Origin of the sequence: Tessaracoccus defluvii (assembly GCF_014489575.1) — a bacterium.
GTDB classification, from domain to species: Bacteria; Actinomycetota; Actinomycetes; order Propionibacteriales; family Propionibacteriaceae; genus Arachnia; species Arachnia defluvii.
In genome coordinates this window covers 2,358,544-2,374,916 of sequence record NZ_CP060789.1, presented here as the reverse complement: position 1 = coordinate 2,374,916, position 16,373 = coordinate 2,358,544, and the positions used below count along the sequence as shown (strand labels likewise).

At 70.0% G+C, this 16,373-nt stretch carries 15 protein-coding genes; 11 read left to right on the top strand and 4 right to left on the bottom strand.

What is annotated here, in order from left to right; all coding sequences use genetic code 11:
- Window positions 1–138 precede the first annotated feature (138 nt).
- Window positions 139–846 (top strand): copper homeostasis protein CutC, encoded by a 708-nt coding sequence (locus tag H9L22_RS11400; protein WP_187720031.1) that lies wholly within the window; start codon window positions 139–141, stop codon window positions 844–846.
- The gene (locus H9L22_RS11395) at window positions 827–1,336 is read left to right on the top strand and encodes an NUDIX hydrolase (RefSeq protein WP_187720030.1); all 510 of its coding nucleotides are present in this window, start codon (window positions 827–829) and stop codon (window positions 1,334–1,336) included. The genes H9L22_RS11400 and H9L22_RS11395 overlap by 20 nt, the downstream gene beginning before the upstream one ends.
- A gap of 6 nt (window positions 1,337–1,342) precedes the next feature.
- Here the strand turns inward: H9L22_RS11395 and H9L22_RS11390 are convergent, their stop codons facing one another.
- A complete protein-coding gene (locus H9L22_RS11390; protein WP_187720029.1) occupies window positions 1,343–2,146 on the bottom strand; it encodes a hypothetical protein in 804 nt (267 codons plus the stop codon).
- A gap of 166 nt (window positions 2,147–2,312) precedes the next feature.
- Between H9L22_RS11390 and nagB the strand changes: the two genes are divergently transcribed.
- The 3 genes from nagB (at window position 2,313) to H9L22_RS11375 (ending at window position 4,336) form a co-directional block, all read left to right on the top strand.
- The gene (nagB, locus tag H9L22_RS11385) at window positions 2,313–3,104 is read left to right on the top strand and encodes a glucosamine-6-phosphate deaminase (RefSeq protein WP_187720028.1); all 792 of its coding nucleotides are present in this window, start codon (window positions 2,313–2,315) and stop codon (window positions 3,102–3,104) included.
- 72 nt (window positions 3,105–3,176) lie between these two features.
- The gene (locus H9L22_RS11380; RefSeq protein WP_187720027.1) at window positions 3,177–3,560 is read left to right on the top strand and encodes a cold-shock protein; all 384 of its coding nucleotides are present in this window, start codon (window positions 3,177–3,179) and stop codon (window positions 3,558–3,560) included.
- Between the two features lie 5 nt (window positions 3,561–3,565).
- Window positions 3,566–4,336, top strand: a complete 771-nt coding sequence (locus H9L22_RS11375) for a DUF3027 domain-containing protein (protein WP_187720026.1) — start codon at window positions 3,566–3,568, stop codon at window positions 4,334–4,336.
- A 71-nt stretch (window positions 4,337–4,407) separates the two neighbouring features.
- Here the strand turns inward: H9L22_RS11375 and H9L22_RS11370 are convergent, their stop codons facing one another.
- The 3 genes from H9L22_RS11370 to H9L22_RS11360 form a co-directional block, all read right to left on the bottom strand.
- Window positions 4,408–5,460, bottom strand: coding sequence for a hypothetical protein (locus tag H9L22_RS11370; RefSeq protein WP_187720025.1), 1,053 nt, complete (start codon window positions 5,458–5,460; stop codon window positions 4,408–4,410).
- 10 nt (window positions 5,461–5,470) lie between these two features.
- Window positions 5,471–6,001, bottom strand: coding sequence for an RNA polymerase sigma factor (locus H9L22_RS11365; RefSeq protein WP_187720024.1), 531 nt, complete (start codon window positions 5,999–6,001; stop codon window positions 5,471–5,473).
- A 67-nt stretch (window positions 6,002–6,068) separates the two neighbouring features.
- Window positions 6,069–7,082: a LacI family DNA-binding transcriptional regulator gene (locus tag H9L22_RS11360; RefSeq protein WP_187720023.1), complete on the bottom strand. Its 1,014-nt coding sequence runs from the start codon at window positions 7,080–7,082 to the stop codon at window positions 6,069–6,071.
- Window positions 7,083–7,227: 145 nt separating this feature from the next.
- On the opposite strand from H9L22_RS11360, the gene H9L22_RS11355 reads away from it, so the two are divergent.
- The 6 genes from H9L22_RS11355 (at window position 7,228) to H9L22_RS11330 (ending at window position 16,369) form a co-directional block, all read left to right on the top strand.
- Window positions 7,228–8,487, top strand: coding sequence for an ABC transporter substrate-binding protein (locus tag H9L22_RS11355; protein WP_187720022.1), 1,260 nt, complete (start codon window positions 7,228–7,230; stop codon window positions 8,485–8,487).
- Window positions 8,488–8,617: 130 nt separating this feature from the next.
- Window positions 8,618–9,490 (top strand): carbohydrate ABC transporter permease, encoded by an 873-nt coding sequence (locus tag H9L22_RS11350; protein WP_187720021.1) that lies wholly within the window; start codon window positions 8,618–8,620, stop codon window positions 9,488–9,490.
- On the top strand, window positions 9,487–10,320 hold the full coding sequence (locus H9L22_RS11345) for a carbohydrate ABC transporter permease (protein ID WP_226965812.1): 834 nt from the start codon (window positions 9,487–9,489) through the stop codon (window positions 10,318–10,320). Before H9L22_RS11350 ends, H9L22_RS11345 begins: the two co-directional genes overlap by 4 nt.
- Entirely contained in the window at window positions 10,317–11,198 is an 882-nt protein-coding gene (locus H9L22_RS11340) for a family 43 glycosylhydrolase (RefSeq protein WP_187720020.1), read from the top strand. Before H9L22_RS11345 ends, H9L22_RS11340 begins: the two co-directional genes overlap by 4 nt.
- A 93-nt stretch (window positions 11,199–11,291) precedes the next feature.
- The gene (locus tag H9L22_RS11335) at window positions 11,292–12,815 is read left to right on the top strand and encodes an NCS2 family permease (protein WP_226965811.1); all 1,524 of its coding nucleotides are present in this window, start codon (window positions 11,292–11,294) and stop codon (window positions 12,813–12,815) included.
- 152 nt (window positions 12,816–12,967) lie between these two features.
- Window positions 12,968–16,369 carry a pyruvate carboxylase gene (locus H9L22_RS11330; RefSeq protein ID WP_187720019.1) on the top strand — a complete coding sequence of 1,134 codons (3,402 nt, stop codon included), beginning with the start codon at window positions 12,968–12,970 and terminating at the stop codon, window positions 16,367–16,369.
- The last annotated feature ends 4 nt before the right edge of the window (window positions 16,370–16,373 follow it).

The following is a 16,373-nucleotide window of genomic DNA, read 5'->3' as shown; positions in this document are numbered from 1 at the left end:
TTCTCCCTTGACGCTGATGGTGCGATGAGCCTAACTCAAACGTGTTAGGTAGTCCAGGGTCATGTCTGGAAGAGATGAGGGCTGAGGAGTTGCGCGGGTCGTCGCCCCTTGTCGGGCCGCGACGGGCACAATGTCGACATGAGTCTGCTGGAGGTCATCGCGCTCCACGCCGCCGACGCGGAGCGCGCCGAGGCTGGCGGTGCGGACCGCATCGAGTTGCTCGGCACCATGGACGACGACGGCCTGTCGCCTGAACCCCGCGCCGTGGACAAGGCCCGCCGTGCCACGTCCATCCAGATCCGGCCCATGGTCCGGCTCCGCGCCGGCTTCGGCACCGACGGCGGCGAGGCTACCCGGTTGAAGGGGCTGATCGCCTCCTACGCCGACGCCGGGGCCGATGGCTTCGTGCTCGGCTTCCTCAACGGCCTGAACCGCATCGACCGCGAGGTGGTGGACGAACTCATCGCCGACTCGCCGCTCCCGTGGACGTTCCACCGGGCGATCGACCACTGCCTCGACCAGGAGCGCGCCTGGGCGGACCTGCGCGGCCTCGACCGCCTCGACCAGGTGCTCACCGCAGGCTCGGCGCGCGGTGTCGAGCACGGCCTCGACGACCTCGTCCGCCGCGCCAGGAACGACCCCGAGGCGGCGCGCCTCATCATGGCCGGCGGCGGCCTCGCGCCGGAGCACGTCCCGTGGCTCGTCCGGGCGGGCGTGCGCGCCTTCCACATCGGCTCCCCGGCCCGGCCCGGCCGGTCGTTCAAGGCCTATGTGGACGCCGACCTCGTCACGAGCTGGCGCGACCTGATCGACGACGAGGTTTCGTATGCCCGCGTCGCCCGCTGAGCGACCCGTCACCCGCCGCCGCGGCGCGCGGGTCATCGTCGTCGCGGGCGACGAGGTGCTGCTCCAGACCGACACCGACCCCGGACTGCCCGGCTCCCGCTTCTGGCAGACCCCCGGCGGCGGGATCGACCCGGGGGAGGGGTCTGCTGAGGCGGCGGTGCGGGAACTGCTCGAGGAGACCGGGCTGGCCCTCGAGGTCGTCGACCTGGGGGCCCCGCTGGCCGTCCGCCGCGTCACGCACGGCTATTCGGACAGGATCCTGATCCAGGAGGAGACCTTCTACCGGATCGACGTCGAACGGTTTGAGCCGGTCGCGGCCGGGCTGACGGAGCGCGAGCGCCAACGCCGCGTCGGCACCGATTGGCACCGGCTCGCCGATCTGCCCGACCCGGTGTGGCCTGCGGAGCTCGCCGAACTCGTCGCGGCGCCGGCCGCCGCTGCGCTGCGGGATCTCGGCGACGTCGAGGAGTCGACGGTGCCGGTGCGCTGAGCGGGCTCAGCTGTAACGCATCGACCCGATCGCGAACGCGAACCCGGCCGCCAGCGCCGCCGTCGCGTTCAGCCAGGACGACTCGCCCAGCGTGCCCGTGAAAAGGGCGACCACCAGCATCGCCGCCGCGCCGCCGAGCACGATCGGGCCGGTCACGCCCGTCAACAGCCGGGTGCGGAGCCCCAGCGCGCCGGCGATCAGCAGGAGGATCGGGGCGGACGCGGACAGGATGAAGCCCGCGATTCCCAGGCCGGCCGCCAGCCGGGCCAGCGTGCGCTGACTGCGCACGGCCTGCGGATCGGGCCGGGTCTGATTCTGCTGTTGCGGGAGAGGCGACGGCGGGGCCCAGGCGCCCTGGGTCGGGACCCGCCCGGGGCCTGGTGCCGGTCGGCCGGTCGGCGGAGGAGACTGCACCCCTCCCGCGACCCTGGCGGACGGCGGTGGCGGGGGAGCGTCGGGTCCGGCCAGCGGCTGCCCGGTGGGGGGAGGCGGGCCGGGGGTGGTCACCGTCGACGTGGTGACGGCGAAGGGTGTGCGCGGATCGCGTCGCTGCCCGCCGCCGCCGACCGTGGTCAGCGCCATCGAACTCACGGCGAAGCTGTCCCTCGGGTTCCGCTGCGACACGGGGGCGGTGCCCAGCTGTTCGAGCGGTCGCGCGGGGGGTGAGGTGAGCTGGGCGGGGGCCGCCACGGCGCCGGGTGTCTCGGCGCGGTACGGGTCCGCGATGGGCAGCGGCTCGGCGCTGGGCGTCGCGAACCCGTCCGGTCGCTCCACGGGCGCGTACGCGGCGCCGTCCTTCCAACTGGCCATGCGGCCCATCGTAGTCGGGCCGCAGCCCGCCCCGGTCGGACGTTTCGGCCCGGGGAAATGATCACGCCGACTGCCGATTGTTGGCCGCTCCGGCCGCGGCTCCCTAGTGTGGGAGGACCACCGCCGCCATCGGGGCGGCCCCGAAGGACTGCGAGGTCTGAGCGCAATGGAAGTTGTCATCTGTCGAGACGCCGACGAGGTTGGCCGCGTCGCTGCCGATCGCATGGTCTCCTACCTCGAGGGGCTGGACACGCCGGTCCTCGGTCTGGCGACCGGCAGCTCCCCGCTGGCGCTGTACCGCGAGCTTGCCGCGCGCGTCGAGGCGGGGGTTATCGACCTCTCCCACGCGCTGGCCTTCGCCCTCGACGAGTACGTCGGCGTGCCGCTCGAGCACCCCGAGAGCTACGCCTCCGTCATCCGCCGCACGGTCGTCGAGCCGCTGAAGATGGATCCCGCCCGCGTCCGCGTGCCCGACGGCCTCGCCGACGACCTGGCCGCGGCCGCTGACGAGTACGACGCCGCGATCGAGGCCCTCGGCGGCGTCGACGTGCAGGTGCTCGGCGTGGGCAGCAACGGCCACATCGGCTTCAACGAGCCCTTCTCCTCGTTCTCGTCGCGCACCCGCGTCAAGACCCTCATGCAGCAGACCCGCGAGGACAACGCCCGCTTCTTCGACTCCGTCGACGAGGTTCCGCAGCACTGCGTGACGCAGGGGCTCGGCACGATCATGGACTCGCATGTCGCACTGCTGGTCGCGTCCGGTGAGGGCAAGGCCGACGCCGTCGCCGCGATGGTCGAGGGCTGCGTCAGCGCCCAGTGGCCGGCGTCGATCCTGCAGTTCCACCCGCGTGCTGTCATCATCATCGACGAGGCCGCCGCCTCGAAGCTGAAGAACGCCGAGTACTTCCGGCAGATCCAGGCCAGCGACATCGACCGCACGGGCGTCGCGGTCGACTGACGCCATTGGGGCGGCGCGCGCGGACCCGTTAGACTGGCCGTTCTACTCACTACTAGCTTCAGCGAGGACGACGTGCCGACCGGGAAAGTGCGATTCTTCGACGCCGACAAGGGCTTTGGGTTCATCACCAAGGACGACGGTGGCGATGTGTACGTGCGCTCCAATGCGCTGCCCGAGGGTGTCACCGCCCTCAAGGCCGGCCAGCGCGTGGAGTTCGGCGTCGTCGAGGGCCGGAGGGGCGAGCAGGCGTTGAGCCTGCGCGTCGTCGAGGCCCCCGTCTCGCTGTCGAAGGCTCAGCGGAAGAATCCTGAGCAGATGGCGGTCATCATCGAGGATCTGATCAAGATGCTCGACGGGATCGGCAACGACTACCGACACCGCCGCCACCCCGACGGTCGACATGCAGGCAAGGTGGCGCAGCTGCTGCGCCGCGTCGCCGACGAACTGGAGTTGTGACGCCCATGGCAAAGCCGAAGCTGGATGCTGTGACGGCCGCCGCCGTCGATATCGCCCGCCTGGCGGCCGAGGACGCAGGCGGCGACGACGCGGTGGGCGAACACCTCGCCGTACTCGCTGAGGACGGCGACCGCATCGTCACCCACAGCTTCGAATGCCTGCTGCCCGGGTACGCCGACTGGCACTGGGCGGTCACGCTCGTTCGCGCGTCCAGGGCCAAGGAACCGACGGTCAACGAGGTCGTCCTGCTGCCGACCGCCGAGGCGCTGCTCGCCCCGAGCTGGGTGCCGTGGGCCGACCGCATCGGCCCCGGCGACATCACGCCCGGCACGCTCATGGCGACCCCGGACAACGATCCGCGCCTCGAGCCCGGCTTCGCCGCCACCGACCTCCCTGTCGACGCGGACAACGCCGACTGGGTGCAGCTGCGCTCCACCGTCGCCGAGCTCGGCCTCGGCCGGGCGCGGGTGCTCAGCCGGTTCGGCCGTGACGAGGCGGCGGAGCGCTGGCTCGCCGGCACGCCGGGCCCGAAGGACGAGGGGTCGATCGAGGCCCCGGGCAACTGTGGAACCTGCGGTTACTTCGTGGCGCTGCGCGGCTCGCTCGGCACCCTGTTCGGCGCCTGCACCAACCAGTACTCGGCCTCGGACGGCACCGTCGTCTCCCTCGACCACGGCTGCGGGGGACACTCCGATGTCGTCGCCGAGCAGCGCGCCAGGGAGCTCCCGGCGCCGGTGTTCGACACGATCGGCGTGGACGAGGCCCTCTTCGACTGAGTCTCTGTATCAAAGAATGAGGCGGCCCCCGCGCATCGCGGGGGCCGCCTCATTTCCGTTTCGGTGGTCGGCTACCGGGACGGCGACGGAGACGGGGACACGAGGGGGGAGGGCGAGGGGGACTGAGGTTCCGAGGGTTCGCCCTCGAGCCCGCACCGGATCGGGTCCCCCATCGAGTAGTCGTCCACGACGATGCAGCCGGACGCCTCCGAGACTGCGACCACCTCGGGCGGGATCTCATCGACGAGCTTCCTTGAGAAGGTGCCCTCGCGCACGTTGTCCTCGCCCCACTGGTAGTAGTAGCCCACGCTCTGTCCGGTCTCCGGGTCGAGCATCAGCTGCCCGGTCCCCTCGCCATCCGGCACCTCGAGGATCACGACCGCCCGGCCGTCGCGCTCCAGCTCCTGGGTGATGTCGAGCCCGGGGGTCATCTTCAGCACCTCGAAGAACGCGACCCGCAGGTCGGCCGGAACCGCATCGGAGGAGAGCAGCCGGGAGATGATCATATAGGGGCCGTGGCCCGCATCGAGCGCCTCCTCCATGAAGTTCATCTTCCTGCTGTCGGCCGCCATCTTGTCGCGCAGCGCGATCGGGTCGCGGGGCAGCGAGGCGAGGAACTTGGGGCTCGGGTAGGTCCAGCTGTCGACCATCTCGTTGGGGCTCTTGGCCCACTGCCAGCCGGACTCGTCGGGGTTGGGGGTGTCGGGGTGACAGTCGGGCGAGGTGTCCTTGAGGTAATACCAGCTCGGCCGGTTGCCGTCGACGGCGATGTAGCGCCGCTCGATGCTCGACTCGGGGCAGGCGGGATCCCCTGCCGAACCCTCCTGGGTGATCTCCCAGTACTGGTCGGGCCGGGCGGGCTCGTCCACGGCGTTGATGGCAGCTTCGGTGAGCACCTCCTCGGCGCGGGCGGTGGCGCCGCTGCCGGCGAGCTGGCTCACCCCGACCCAGGCCACCAGCGCCGTCGCGGCGGCGACCGCGGCGAGGCGAGGCAGCAGGCGGCTGCGGCGCCGGGGAGGGGACGTGAGGGCCGCGGCGAGCAGGTCGCGGCGTTCCGCCTCGGTGTAGTCGGGCGTGTGGGCGGCGGGGTCGGCTTCGCGGAGCAGGGTGTCGATGTCTTTCATGGTGTTTCTCCTAGGTGGTGGTGACGGCGGCCAGGCGCGGCGCCACGGTCGGCTCGAGGAGCCGCTGGGCGCGCTTCCTCGCGCGCATGAGTCGGGTGCGGGCGGCGGAGTCGCTGAGGTCGAGGACGATGGCGATCTCTGCCGGGGTCAGGCCCTCCCAGGCCGTGAGGCGGAGGATCTCGGCGTCGACGGGCGGCAGCTGCGCCAGGATGCTATCGGCGAGCGCACGGCTGGCGCGGTCCGCACCCGGGGCGGCGGTGTCCTGGGTGGTGTCGGCGACGGCGTCAAGCATCCTCAGGTGCCGGGCCCAGGTGCGGCGGTCGTGCGCGATGGTGTGGTGAGCCACCCGCAGCAGCCACGGGAGGGCGGGTTCCGGGACGCTGGCGCGGCGTCGCCAGGCGACGGCGAACACCTCCGAGACGATGTCGTCGGCAGAGTCGGGCCCCACCCGGCGGGTGGCGTAGGCGCGCAGCGTCGTCGCGTAGAGGTCGAACAGTGCCGTCAGCCAGTCCTGGGCCTCTGGGGGGTCAAGTGCTTTCATGCCCTGTAATTCCCGCCCGGCGCACGTTCGTCACAACTCGCACGGTAGACCCGCCCGTGGGGGAGGGCTAGCGGCTCGACTCGCGCTCGACCAGCGTGAAGTTGGCTACCATCCGTCTGCCCTCGCGTTCGTCGTCCTGGTGCTCGATGCGGTCGACCAGCATGTCGACGGCGGCCTCCGCCAGCGACGTGACGCCCAGGTCGATCGTCGACAGCGTCGGCACCGAGTAGGCGCCCTCGGCGATCCCGTCGAAGCCGACGATCTTCACATCCTCCGGGCAGCGCAGGCCCCGGTCCGCCAGCCCGCGCAGGGCGCCCAGCGCCATCGAATCCGTGAGGCAGAACAGGCCGTCGAACTCGACACCGGCGTCGATGGCCTCGACGACGGCGCGGCGGGCGTCGAGCGGCGTCCAGGTCGCGCTGATCCCGATCACCTCGACGTGCGGATGGTTGTCCCGCAACTCCTCGACGGCACCCAGGAATCGGCTCTCCGACGTGGGCGCCAGCGCCCCCGGCGGCATGGGCTCGTCGTTCGTGCCGACGACACCGATCCGGCGGCAGCCGCGCTCGACGAGGTGCCGGCAGGCGGCGGCCGCGCCCTCACGGTTGGGGGAGCAGACCAGGTCCAGGTAGGTCTCCGTGATCGACTCGTCGAACAGGACGACCCGCCGGTGCTTCAGCTCCTGCTCGAGGGCCCGGATGTCGGCACCGAGCGCGCTGACGATGACGCCGTCGACCAGGCTGGTGGGCACGCCGTGGATGATGGCGCGCTCCTTCTCGGGGTCGGAGCCGGTCTGCTGGACGATGACGCCGAGGCCGCGGCGGGCCGCCGCGCTGGTGACCTCTGCCGCGAAGTGCGCGGGGAAGGGCATGTCCAGCTCGGGGATGGCCAGGCCGATCGCCCAGGTCCGGCCGGAGCGGAGGCTCTGGGCGCGGGCGTTGGCCCGATAGCCGAGGTCGTCGGCGATCCGCAGCACCCGCTCGCGGGTCTTGGCGGCGACGGTGCTCTTGCCGTTGAGCGCGTTGGACACCGTCATCATCGAGACGCCGGCGGCTTTGGCGACCTCGGCGAGTGTGACCACGGTGTCTTCTCCTTCGCTGGATGCCCACTGGGAGGGGGCAGTTGACGAGACTCTAGCATCGTCGTGTACCGTTAAAAATATAACGTTAAGAACGAAGCCCGTTCGACAGCGTCGTACTGCGATCCAAGCAAAGGAGCCCCCACCCATGGACGCACCAAAGAAGGTGTCCCGTCTCATCACGACGGTCGCCGCCATCGGAGCCCTCTCGCTCACCCTGACCGCCTGTGGCGGCGACGGCGGTGGCGCGGGCGCCGACGGAACCACCACCATCACCTACCTCTCCTGGAACAACGAGGAGCAGGCCACGCCGGTCATCGAGGCGTTCGAGGCCGCGAACCCCGACGTCAAGGTCGAGGTCAGCTTCGCCCCGCCGGTGGCCGAGTACATCCAGACCCTGCAGACCCGCATCGTGGGCAACCAGGCCCCCGACGTGTTCCGGATCGCCCCCGAGAACCGGGTGGCGCTCATCGGCGAGGGCCACGTGGCCGACCTGTCCGACCTGTCGTTCGTCGACACCCTCGGCGAAGCCAACAGGCGGGCCTACACGAGCGACGGCAAGCTCTACGGCGCCTCGTTCGGCGCCTGGGAGGCCGGCGTCGTCTACAACAAGGACCTCCTGGCCGAGGTCGGCGTCACCGAGCCCCCGACGGACTGGGACGCCTTCATCGAGCTGTGCAAGAAGCTCGAGGCCGCCGGCATCAACTCCTACACCGAGGCCGTCGACGACATCCCGCGGATCCCGCAGGGCTTCTTCGGTGACCAGTACGCGGTCGAGGGTGCGCCCGAGAGCGAGGGGGTCATCTTCGACGGTGAGTCGACCTTCGCCGACGAGTGGACCGAGGCGCTGACGCAGTGGAAGCGCATCTACGACGAGGGCATCGTCGGCATGGAGACCGTGAGCCTCACCGGCCAGCAGGTCCGTGACGAGTTCATCGCCGGCAACGTCGCGATGTTCATCACCGGCCCCTGGGACCTCCCCGCCCTCGACGAGAGCGGCGTCAACTTCGGCATGCAGTTCCAGCCCGGGATCGACGGCGGCACCTACGGCGCCGGCGCGTCCGACCCCGGCTTCGCCATCTCCGCGAAGACCGAGGGCGCCAAGCGCGACGCCTCCGTCAAGCTGCTCGAGTGGCTGGCCACCCCCGAGGCGCTGGCGCTCCAGTCCGAGCACTGGGGCTCCATGAGCACCTCGACCGCCTACGACACCGAGGTGAACCCCGTCTACCAGACGATCTACGCCGAGGGTCTCAAGGAGTCGAAGTTCTACCTCTCCATGGAGCACTGGAAGCGGGGTGCCGACGCCATTCAGGTCGAGGCCACCGCCCAGTTCCAGCAGATGGTTCAGGGCCAGATCACGCCCCGCCAGGTCGGCGAGGCGCTTGATGTGAAGCTCGGGAATCTCTAGCTGACGAAGCGAGGGCGGGCCGTTCTGCCCCCATGCCGGCCCGCCCCCCGCACCCCACCCACCGGGAGGAAATGATGTCTTCAGCCACAACGAGCCCCGACGTGCGCCGTCGGGACGAAGCCTCGGGTTCATGGAGAACCTGACCAGCGCCGGGTTCCTGCTGCCGATCCTGGCCGTCTTCACGATCCTGTTCGCCGTGCCGCTCGCGCAGACCGTCTACTACAGCTTCACCGACTTCAGCGGCTACTCGACCGACGTCTCCTTCGTCGGCCTGGAGAACTACCGCAAGGTGTTCTCCGACCCGGGCCTGCTGCAGGGGCTGTCCTTCACGCTCCTGTTCGCGATCTCCACGACCATCCTGATCACGGTCTGCGCGATCCCGCTGGCGATCGCGCTCGACAAGAAGTTCTTCGGCCGCGACTTCGCCCGCTCGACCTTCTTCTTCCTCTCGGTTCCCTCCATGGCCATCCTCGGCCTGGTGTGGCAGTACATCTTCTCCCCGCTCGAGAGCGGCGTGCTCAACACCATCCTCCGGACCGTCTTCGGCGCCGACGCCGTGCTGTGGCTCGCCGAATCGTCGCTCGCCCGCGCCTGCGTCATCTTCGTGGGTGTGTGGGGCGGCGTCGGCTGGCACGCCACCTTGTACCTCGCCTACCTGCAGGCCATCCCGCGTGACCTGTACGAGCAGGCCGAGGTCGACGGCGCCAGCAAGCTGCAGCAGTTCGGCAACATCACGCTGCCGCAGCTCGTGCCCGGCATCGTCGTGTCGACCTTCCTGCTGATGTCCGGCGGGCTCAAGGTCTACGACCTTCCCTACACGCTCACCAAGGGTGGGCCCGGGTTCTCCACCAACACGCTGACCCAGTCGATCATCGTCCAGGGCATCGCCCAGGGCCGGGCGAACGTCGGCTCGGCGGTCGCCGTCCTGTTCACCATCGCCGTCGCCGCCGTCGTCCTCGCCCAGCTGGCCGTCGCCAACCGGATCGAAAGGAGCATGTCGTGAAGCCCCGCACCCGCCGTCGGGTCAGCTCGCTGACGCTGTCCGTCGTCCTCATCTCCCTCGCCGTGGCCGTCGCGATCCCGCTCTACTACATCGTGGTGAGCACCTTCAAGACACAGTCGGAGATGGCGAAGTCGCCGCTGGGGCTGCCGTCGTCGCTGTCCTTCGACAACTACGTCGCCGTCGTCGAGAAGACGCCGGTGTTCCAGTCCTTCCTCAACACCGCCATCGTCACCGTCTTCGGCGTCGGGTTCATGGTGATGATCGGCGCCCTGGCCGCGTACGGCATGATCCAGAAGCGCAGCCGGTTCACCTCGGTGGTCGGCATGCTGCTGATGGTCGCCTTCGTGATCCCGTCACAGGCGACGCTGATCCCGCTGTACCAGATGGAGGCCAGCCTCGGCCTGGTGAACAGCCTGCTCGGCCTCATCGTCATGTACCTCGGCGGCGCGGTGTTCTGCTACTTCCTGATCGTCGGGTACATGCGCAAGCTGCCGACCGAGATCTTCGAGGCCGCGCGTCTCGACGGCGCCAGCCCGCTGCGCATCTTCTGGGCCATCGTGCTGCCGCTCATCCGGCCCATCCTGGTCACCGTCATCGTGTTCCAGACGATGTGGGTGTGGAACGACTTCCTCTACCCGAACGTGTTCATCTCCTCCAGCAGCAAGCGCACCATCGTGCTGCAGGTCTACAACGCGGTGGGGCAGTTCACCACCAACTGGCCGCAGTTCATGACGCTGACGGTGATCGCGCTGATCCCCGTGGTGATCTTCTTCATCCTCTGCCAGCGCTGGATCGTCTCCGGCCTGGCGGCCGGGAGCGTGAAGGGATGAGCGACGTGACGCAGCTGCCGCAGTCCCCGATCCCCGCGCTGCTCGGAGACCCCGACCTGACGTACTGGGAAGGCCGGTACTGGCTCTACGCCACCAACGACGGGCAGGAGGGCTGGGTGAACTCCACCATCAACGCCTTCTCGTCGACCGATCTCGTCGAGTGGACCGACCACGGCGTCGCCTACGACTCGCTGGCAACGGTCTCCTGGGACCGGACCCCCAGCCGCACCTGGGCGCCCGCCGTCCTGCACCAGTCGGGGCGCCACGTCCTGTACACGGCGGAGGACGGCAACATCGCCGCCGCCGTCGCGGACAACCCCGCCGGTCCGTTCGTCGACATCGGCCACCCGCTGGTGAGGGCCGACGCCGTCCCCGGCTACCAGATCGACGCGGCCATCATGCGCCACGAGGGCCGTCCCTGGCTGCTGTGGGGCAACAGTGTCGCGCACATGGCGCCGCTCGACGACGCAGGCACCGCCGTCGACCTCACCCGCCTGCACTCCTGGAAACCCCACAACTTCATCGAGGCCATCGACCTCAAGGAACGCGCCGGGCTGTGGCACTCCACCTGGTCGGTCGGCGACACCCGCAAGGACGACTACCACCTCGAGTACGCGACCGGGCCGACGCCGCAGGGGCCCTGGACCCACCACGGGATCCTTGTGGAGAAGCGCCCCGAAGAGGGGATCTACTGCACCGGGCACCACTCCATCCTGTGTCTCCCCGGCGATGAGTGGATCCTGGCCTACCACCGGTGGGCCATGGACGGCGGCGCGGGCTGGCGCCGCGAGGTGATGTTCGCCCCGCTGGAGTTCGATGGCGACGGGCTGCTGCGGCCGGTCGTCCCGACGCACGACTGGTACCGCCGGGCCCTGTGACGCGCGCGAGCATACCTGCTCCGGAGTCCAGTTCAAGGGCTCCGGAGCGGACAGAATGCCTTTCTCAACCTCGGACCTATACGATGACGTGACGTGGCTACTGATACCTCCACCGCACCCGCCCCAGAGACCTCGCTTTCGGGGCTCGACCGATTCTTCGACATCACCAAACGGCGCTCGACCGTCGGCCGTGAAGTCCGTGGCGGCCTCGTCACGTTCTTCGCGATGGCCTACATCATCGCCCTGAACCCCCTCATCATCGGCACCGTCCCCGACATGAACGGCAACCTCATCTCGGGCGCGCCGATGCTCGACGCCGCCGGCAACGTCGACGGGGCCGCCGTCGGCCTCTCGATCGCCATGGTCGCCGCCGCGACCGCGCTGATCGCCGGCCTCATGACGGTGATCATGGGCGTCGTCGGCCGCTTCCCGATGGCTATTGCGTCGGGCCTCGGCCTGAACGCGCTGGTCGCCTACACGCTCGCGCCGCAGATGACCTGGCCGCAGGCCATGGGCCTCGTGGTGTGGGAGGGCATCATCATCACCATCCTGGTGCTGACGGGCTTCCGCACCGCTGTCTTCAAGGCCGTCCCGCCGCCGCTGCGCACCGCCATCTCGGTCGGCATCGGCCTGTTCATCGCCTTCATCGGCCTCGTCAACGCGGGCGTCATCCGCAAGGGCGCCGGTACCCCCGTCACCCTCGGCGTCGACGGCAACCTCATGGGTTGGCCCATCGTCGTGTTCCTCGTCGGCATCTTCCTGCTGGTGACGCTGCACGTGCTGAAGGTCAAGGGCGCGATGCTCATCTCGATCATCTCCGCCACCGTGCTCGCGATCATCCTCGAGGCGACGCTGGCGATCGGCGGCCAGGCCGTCGACGGCAGCAACCCCACCGGCTGGTCGCTGAACGTTCCGAGCCTCACGAGCTTCTCGATGCCCGACCTCGGCCTCCTCGGCCGGGTCGACATGATCGGCGCCTTCTTCGTCGACGGCAAGTTCCAGCTCGCCCACTTCCTCGCGCTCGTCGTCCTGGTCTTCTCGCTGCTGCTGGCCGACTTCTTCGACACCATGGGCACCATGGTCGCCGTCGGCTCCGAGGGTGACCTGCTCGACGGCGACGGCATGCCGCCGCGCACCACCGAGATCCTGCTCGTCGACTCCCTGGGCGCCGTCGCCGGCGGCCTCGGGTCCGTGTCGTCGACCACCAGCTACGTCGAGTCGACGGCCGGCGTCGGTGAGGGTGCCCGCACGGGCCTCGCCTCCGTCGTCACGGGCGCGGCGTTCCTGCTGGCGATCTTCCTGGCCCCGCTGGTCAACCTGGTGCCGTTCGAGGCCGCCAGCCCCGTGCTGGTGTTCGTCGGCTTCCTGATGATCTCGCAGGTCACGGACATCGACTGGACCAAGCCGGAGATCGGCATCCCGGTGTTCCTGACGATCATCCTGATGCCGTTCGCCTACTCGATCACCGTCGGCATCGGCGCGGGCTTCCTCGCCTACGTGTTCATCCGCCTCATCAAGGGCGAGTGGCGCAAGATCCACCCGCTGATGTGCGTGGTGGCCGGCATGTTCGTCGTGTACTTCGCACAGGGCGTCATTCTCGGCCTCATCAACGGCTGATCCACCCGCACGACCGCATCGGGCCCCGTGTCTCCGCAGAGGAGACGCGGGGCCCGAGCCGCTTTACGGCAGCCGCCCGGGGCAGTCAAGACGCCCGCCCGCGCACGGACCGTCCCGTCGGGGCGGCGGCCGACGCCGCTATTGTGACGCCCATGTTCCAGAAGGTATTGGTTGCCAACCGAGGCGAGATCGCCGTCCGCGCTTTCCGCGCAGCGTACGAGCTCGGCCTCGGCACAGTCGCAGTGTTCACCGTGGAGGACCGCAAGGCCGATCACCGTGTGAAGGCGCGTGAGTCCTACCTGATCGGCACCGAGGGTCACCCGGTGCGGGCCTACCTGGACATCGACGAGATCATCCGGGCCGCCAAGGAGTCCGGCGCAGACGCCGTCTACCCCGGCTACGGTTTCCTCTCCGAGAACCCCGACCTCGCCGCCGCCTGCGCCGCCAACGGGATCACCTTCATCGGCCCCGGGCCGGAGGTGCTCGAGATGGCCGGCAACAAGGTGGCCGCCATCACGCAGGCCCGCAAGGCCGGCGTGCCGACGCTGGCGTCGACGCCCCCGTCGACCGATCCGGAGGTCCTCATCGCGGGCGCCCACGAGATCGGCTTCCCCGTCTTCATCAAGGCCGTCGCCGGCGGCGGTGGCCGCGGCATGCGCCGGGTCGACGACCCTGCCAGGCTCGAGTCCGAGCTCGGCGCCGCCATGCGTGAGGCCGAGGGCGCCTTCGGCGACTCGACGGTGTTCATTGAGCAGGCCGTCGCCGCGCCCCGTCACATCGAGGTCCAGATCCTCGCCGACAGCCAGGGCAACACCGTCCACCTCTTCGAGCGCGACTGCTCGATCCAGCGCCGCCACCAGAAGGTCATCGAGATCGCCCCGGCGCCGCACATCAGCCAGGAGCTCCGCGACAAGCTGACCAGCGACGCCGTCAAGTTCGCCAAGGCCATCAACTACACGTGCGCCGGCACCGTCGAGTTCCTCGTGGAGACCGAGGGCCCCCGGGCCGGGCAGCATGTCTTCATCGAGATGAACCCCCGCATCCAGGTGGAGCACACCGTCACGGAGGAGATCACCGACGTCGACCTGGTGCAGGCCCAGATGCGCATCGCGCAGGGCGAGACCCTCGAGCAGATCGGCATCCGGCAGGAGGAGCTGCAGATCCGCGGCGCCGCCCTCCAGTGCCGCATCACCACCGAGGACCCGTCCAACGCGTTCCGCCCCGACACCGGCGTCATCACGGCCTACCGTTCCGCCTCCGGCGCCGGGATCCGGCTCGACGGCGGCACCACCGGCACCGGCGTGGAGATCAGCCCCCACTTCGACTCGCTGCTCGTGAAGCTCACCGCCCGCGGACACGACCTGACGATGGCCACGGCCCGCGCCCGCCGCGCCCTGGCCGAGTTCCGCGTCCGCGGCGTGGCCACCAACATCCCGTTCCTGCGGGCCGTCCTCGACGACCCCGACTTCGAGCGCGGGGGAGTGACCACCTCCTTCATCGACGAGCGGCCGTACCTGCTGAGCGCCCGCACCCCGGCCGACCGCGCCACCAAGCTGCTTCGCCATCTGGCCGAGGTCACCGTCAACAAGCCGCACGGCGACGCGCCGACGCAGCTCGACCCGCGGCTCAAGCTGCCGCACGTCGACCTGACGCAGCCCGTCCCCGACGGCCCCCGCCAGCAGCTGCTCGCGCTCGGCCCGGAGGGCTTCGCCCGCAGCCTGCGCGAGGCCACCGCCGTCGGCGTGACCGACACCACCTACCGCGACGCGCACCAGTCGCTGCTCGCCACCCGCGTCCGCACCCGGGACCTGCTCGCCATCGCTCCCGTCCAGGCCCGCCTGCTGCCGGAGATGCTGTCGGTGGAGTGCTGGGGCGGCGCCACCTACGACGTGGCGCTGCGGTTCCTCGGCGAGGACCCGTGGGAGCGGCTCGCCAAGCTGCGCGACGCGATGCCGAACCAGAACCTCCAGATGCTGCTGCGGGGTCGCAACACCGTCGGCTACACGCCGTATCCGACCGAGGTCACCGAGGCGTTCGTCGCCGAGGCCGCCGAGACCGGCATCGACATCTTCCGCATCTTCGACGCCCTCAACGACGTCGACCAGATGCGTCCCGCCATCGACGCCGTCCGCGGCACCTCCTCCATCGCGGAGGTGGCGCTCTGCTACACGTCGAACCTGCTGAACCCGGCGGAGAAGATCTACACACTCGACTACTACCTGCGGTTGGCGGAGCAGATCGCCGAGTCCGGGGCCCACATCCTCGCCATCAAGGACATGGCCGGCCTGCTGCGGCCGGAGGCGGCCCGCCGCCTCGTGACGGCGCTGCGGGAGCGGTTCGACATGCCCGTCCACCTGCACACCCACGACACGACGGGCGGCCAGGTGGCGACGCTGCTCGCCGCGATCGAGGCAGGCGTCGACGCCGTCGACGTGGCCAACTCGGCCATGAGCTCGACGACTTCGCAGCCGCCGATGTCCGCGCTGCTGATGGCGCTCGAGCACACGCCCCGGCAGCCGGAGGTGGACGCCGAGGCCGTCCTCGCGCTGGAGCCGTACTGGGAGGCCGTGCGGAAGGTGTACGCCCCGTTCGAGTCGGGCCTGCCCGCGCCGACGGGCCGCGTCTACGACCACGAGATCCCCGGCGGTCAGTTGTCGAACCTGCGCCAGCAGGCGATCGCGCTGGGCCTGGGCGAGAAGTTCGAGGCCATCGAGGACATGTACGAGGCTGCCGACAAGATCCTCGGCCGCCCGACGAAGGTGACGCCGTCGTCGAAGGTGGTCGGCGACCTCGCCCTGCACCTGGTGGCTGTCGGCGCCGACCCGGCCGAGTTCGAGGCCGATCCGCAGCGTTTCGACATCCCCGACTCCGTGATCGGCTTCCTCAACGGCGAGCTCGGCGTTCCCGCCGGCGGCTGGCCCGAGCCGTTCCACACGAAGGCGACCGACGGCCGCCGCACCCCGGTGCGGATCACCGAGGTCGCCGAGGAGGATCTCGCGGTGCTCCGCGAGGCAGGCAGGCCCCGGCAGGAGACGCTGAACCGCCTCCTGTTCCCCGGCCCGACGCGCGAGTTCGAACAGCTCCGTGCCAACTTCAGCGACATCTCCGTGCTGCCCACCGTGCCGTACCTCTACGGGATGCAGCCGGGCAAGGAGTACGCCATCACGATCGACAAGGGCGTCACGCTGCTCGCGGGTGTCGAGGCGATCTCCGAGCCGGACAAGCGCGGCAAGCGAACCGTCATGTGCCTGCTCAACGGCCAGCTCCGCCCGGTCCGCGTCCGCGACCTGAAGATCAAGTCCGAGGTGCCGCTGGCGGAGAAGGCCGACCCGGCCAACCGCGGCCACGTCGCCGTCCCGTTCTCCGGAGCGGTCACCCCGACGGTGGCCGAGGGTGACGTCGTCGCCGTCGGCGACCAGGTGGCCACCATCGAGGCCATGAAGATGGAGGCCGCGATCGCGGCGCCGGTCGCCGGCACCATCAAGCGGGTCGTGCTGCAGGGCACCACGCAGCTCGAGGGCGGCGACCTCGTCGTCGTGATCGACCCGGCGTAACCGC

Coding starts and splice junctions, on each gene's coding strand:
- H9L22_RS11400 (WP_187720031.1), top strand. CDS start 139: ATGAGTCTGCTGGAGGTCATCGCGCTCCACGCCGCCGACGCGGAGCGC.
- H9L22_RS11395 (WP_187720030.1), top strand. CDS start 827: ATGCCCGCGTCGCCCGCTGAGCGACCCGTCACCCGCCGCCGCGGCGCG.
- H9L22_RS11390 (WP_187720029.1), bottom strand. CDS start 2,146: ATGGCCAGTTGGAAGGACGGCGCCGCGTACGCGCCCGTGGAGCGACCG.
- nagB (WP_187720028.1), top strand. CDS start 2,313: ATGGAAGTTGTCATCTGTCGAGACGCCGACGAGGTTGGCCGCGTCGCT.
- H9L22_RS11375 (WP_187720026.1), top strand. CDS start 3,566: ATGGCAAAGCCGAAGCTGGATGCTGTGACGGCCGCCGCCGTCGATATC.
- H9L22_RS11370 (WP_187720025.1), bottom strand. CDS start 5,460: ATGAAAGACATCGACACCCTGCTCCGCGAAGCCGACCCCGCCGCCCAC.
- H9L22_RS11365 (WP_187720024.1), bottom strand. CDS start 6,001: ATGAAAGCACTTGACCCCCCAGAGGCCCAGGACTGGCTGACGGCACTG.
- H9L22_RS11355 (WP_187720022.1), top strand. CDS start 7,228: ATGGACGCACCAAAGAAGGTGTCCCGTCTCATCACGACGGTCGCCGCC.
- H9L22_RS11350 (WP_187720021.1), top strand. CDS start 8,618: ATGGAGAACCTGACCAGCGCCGGGTTCCTGCTGCCGATCCTGGCCGTC.
- H9L22_RS11340 (WP_187720020.1), top strand. CDS start 10,317: ATGAGCGACGTGACGCAGCTGCCGCAGTCCCCGATCCCCGCGCTGCTC.
- H9L22_RS11330 (WP_187720019.1), top strand. CDS start 12,968: ATGTTCCAGAAGGTATTGGTTGCCAACCGAGGCGAGATCGCCGTCCGC.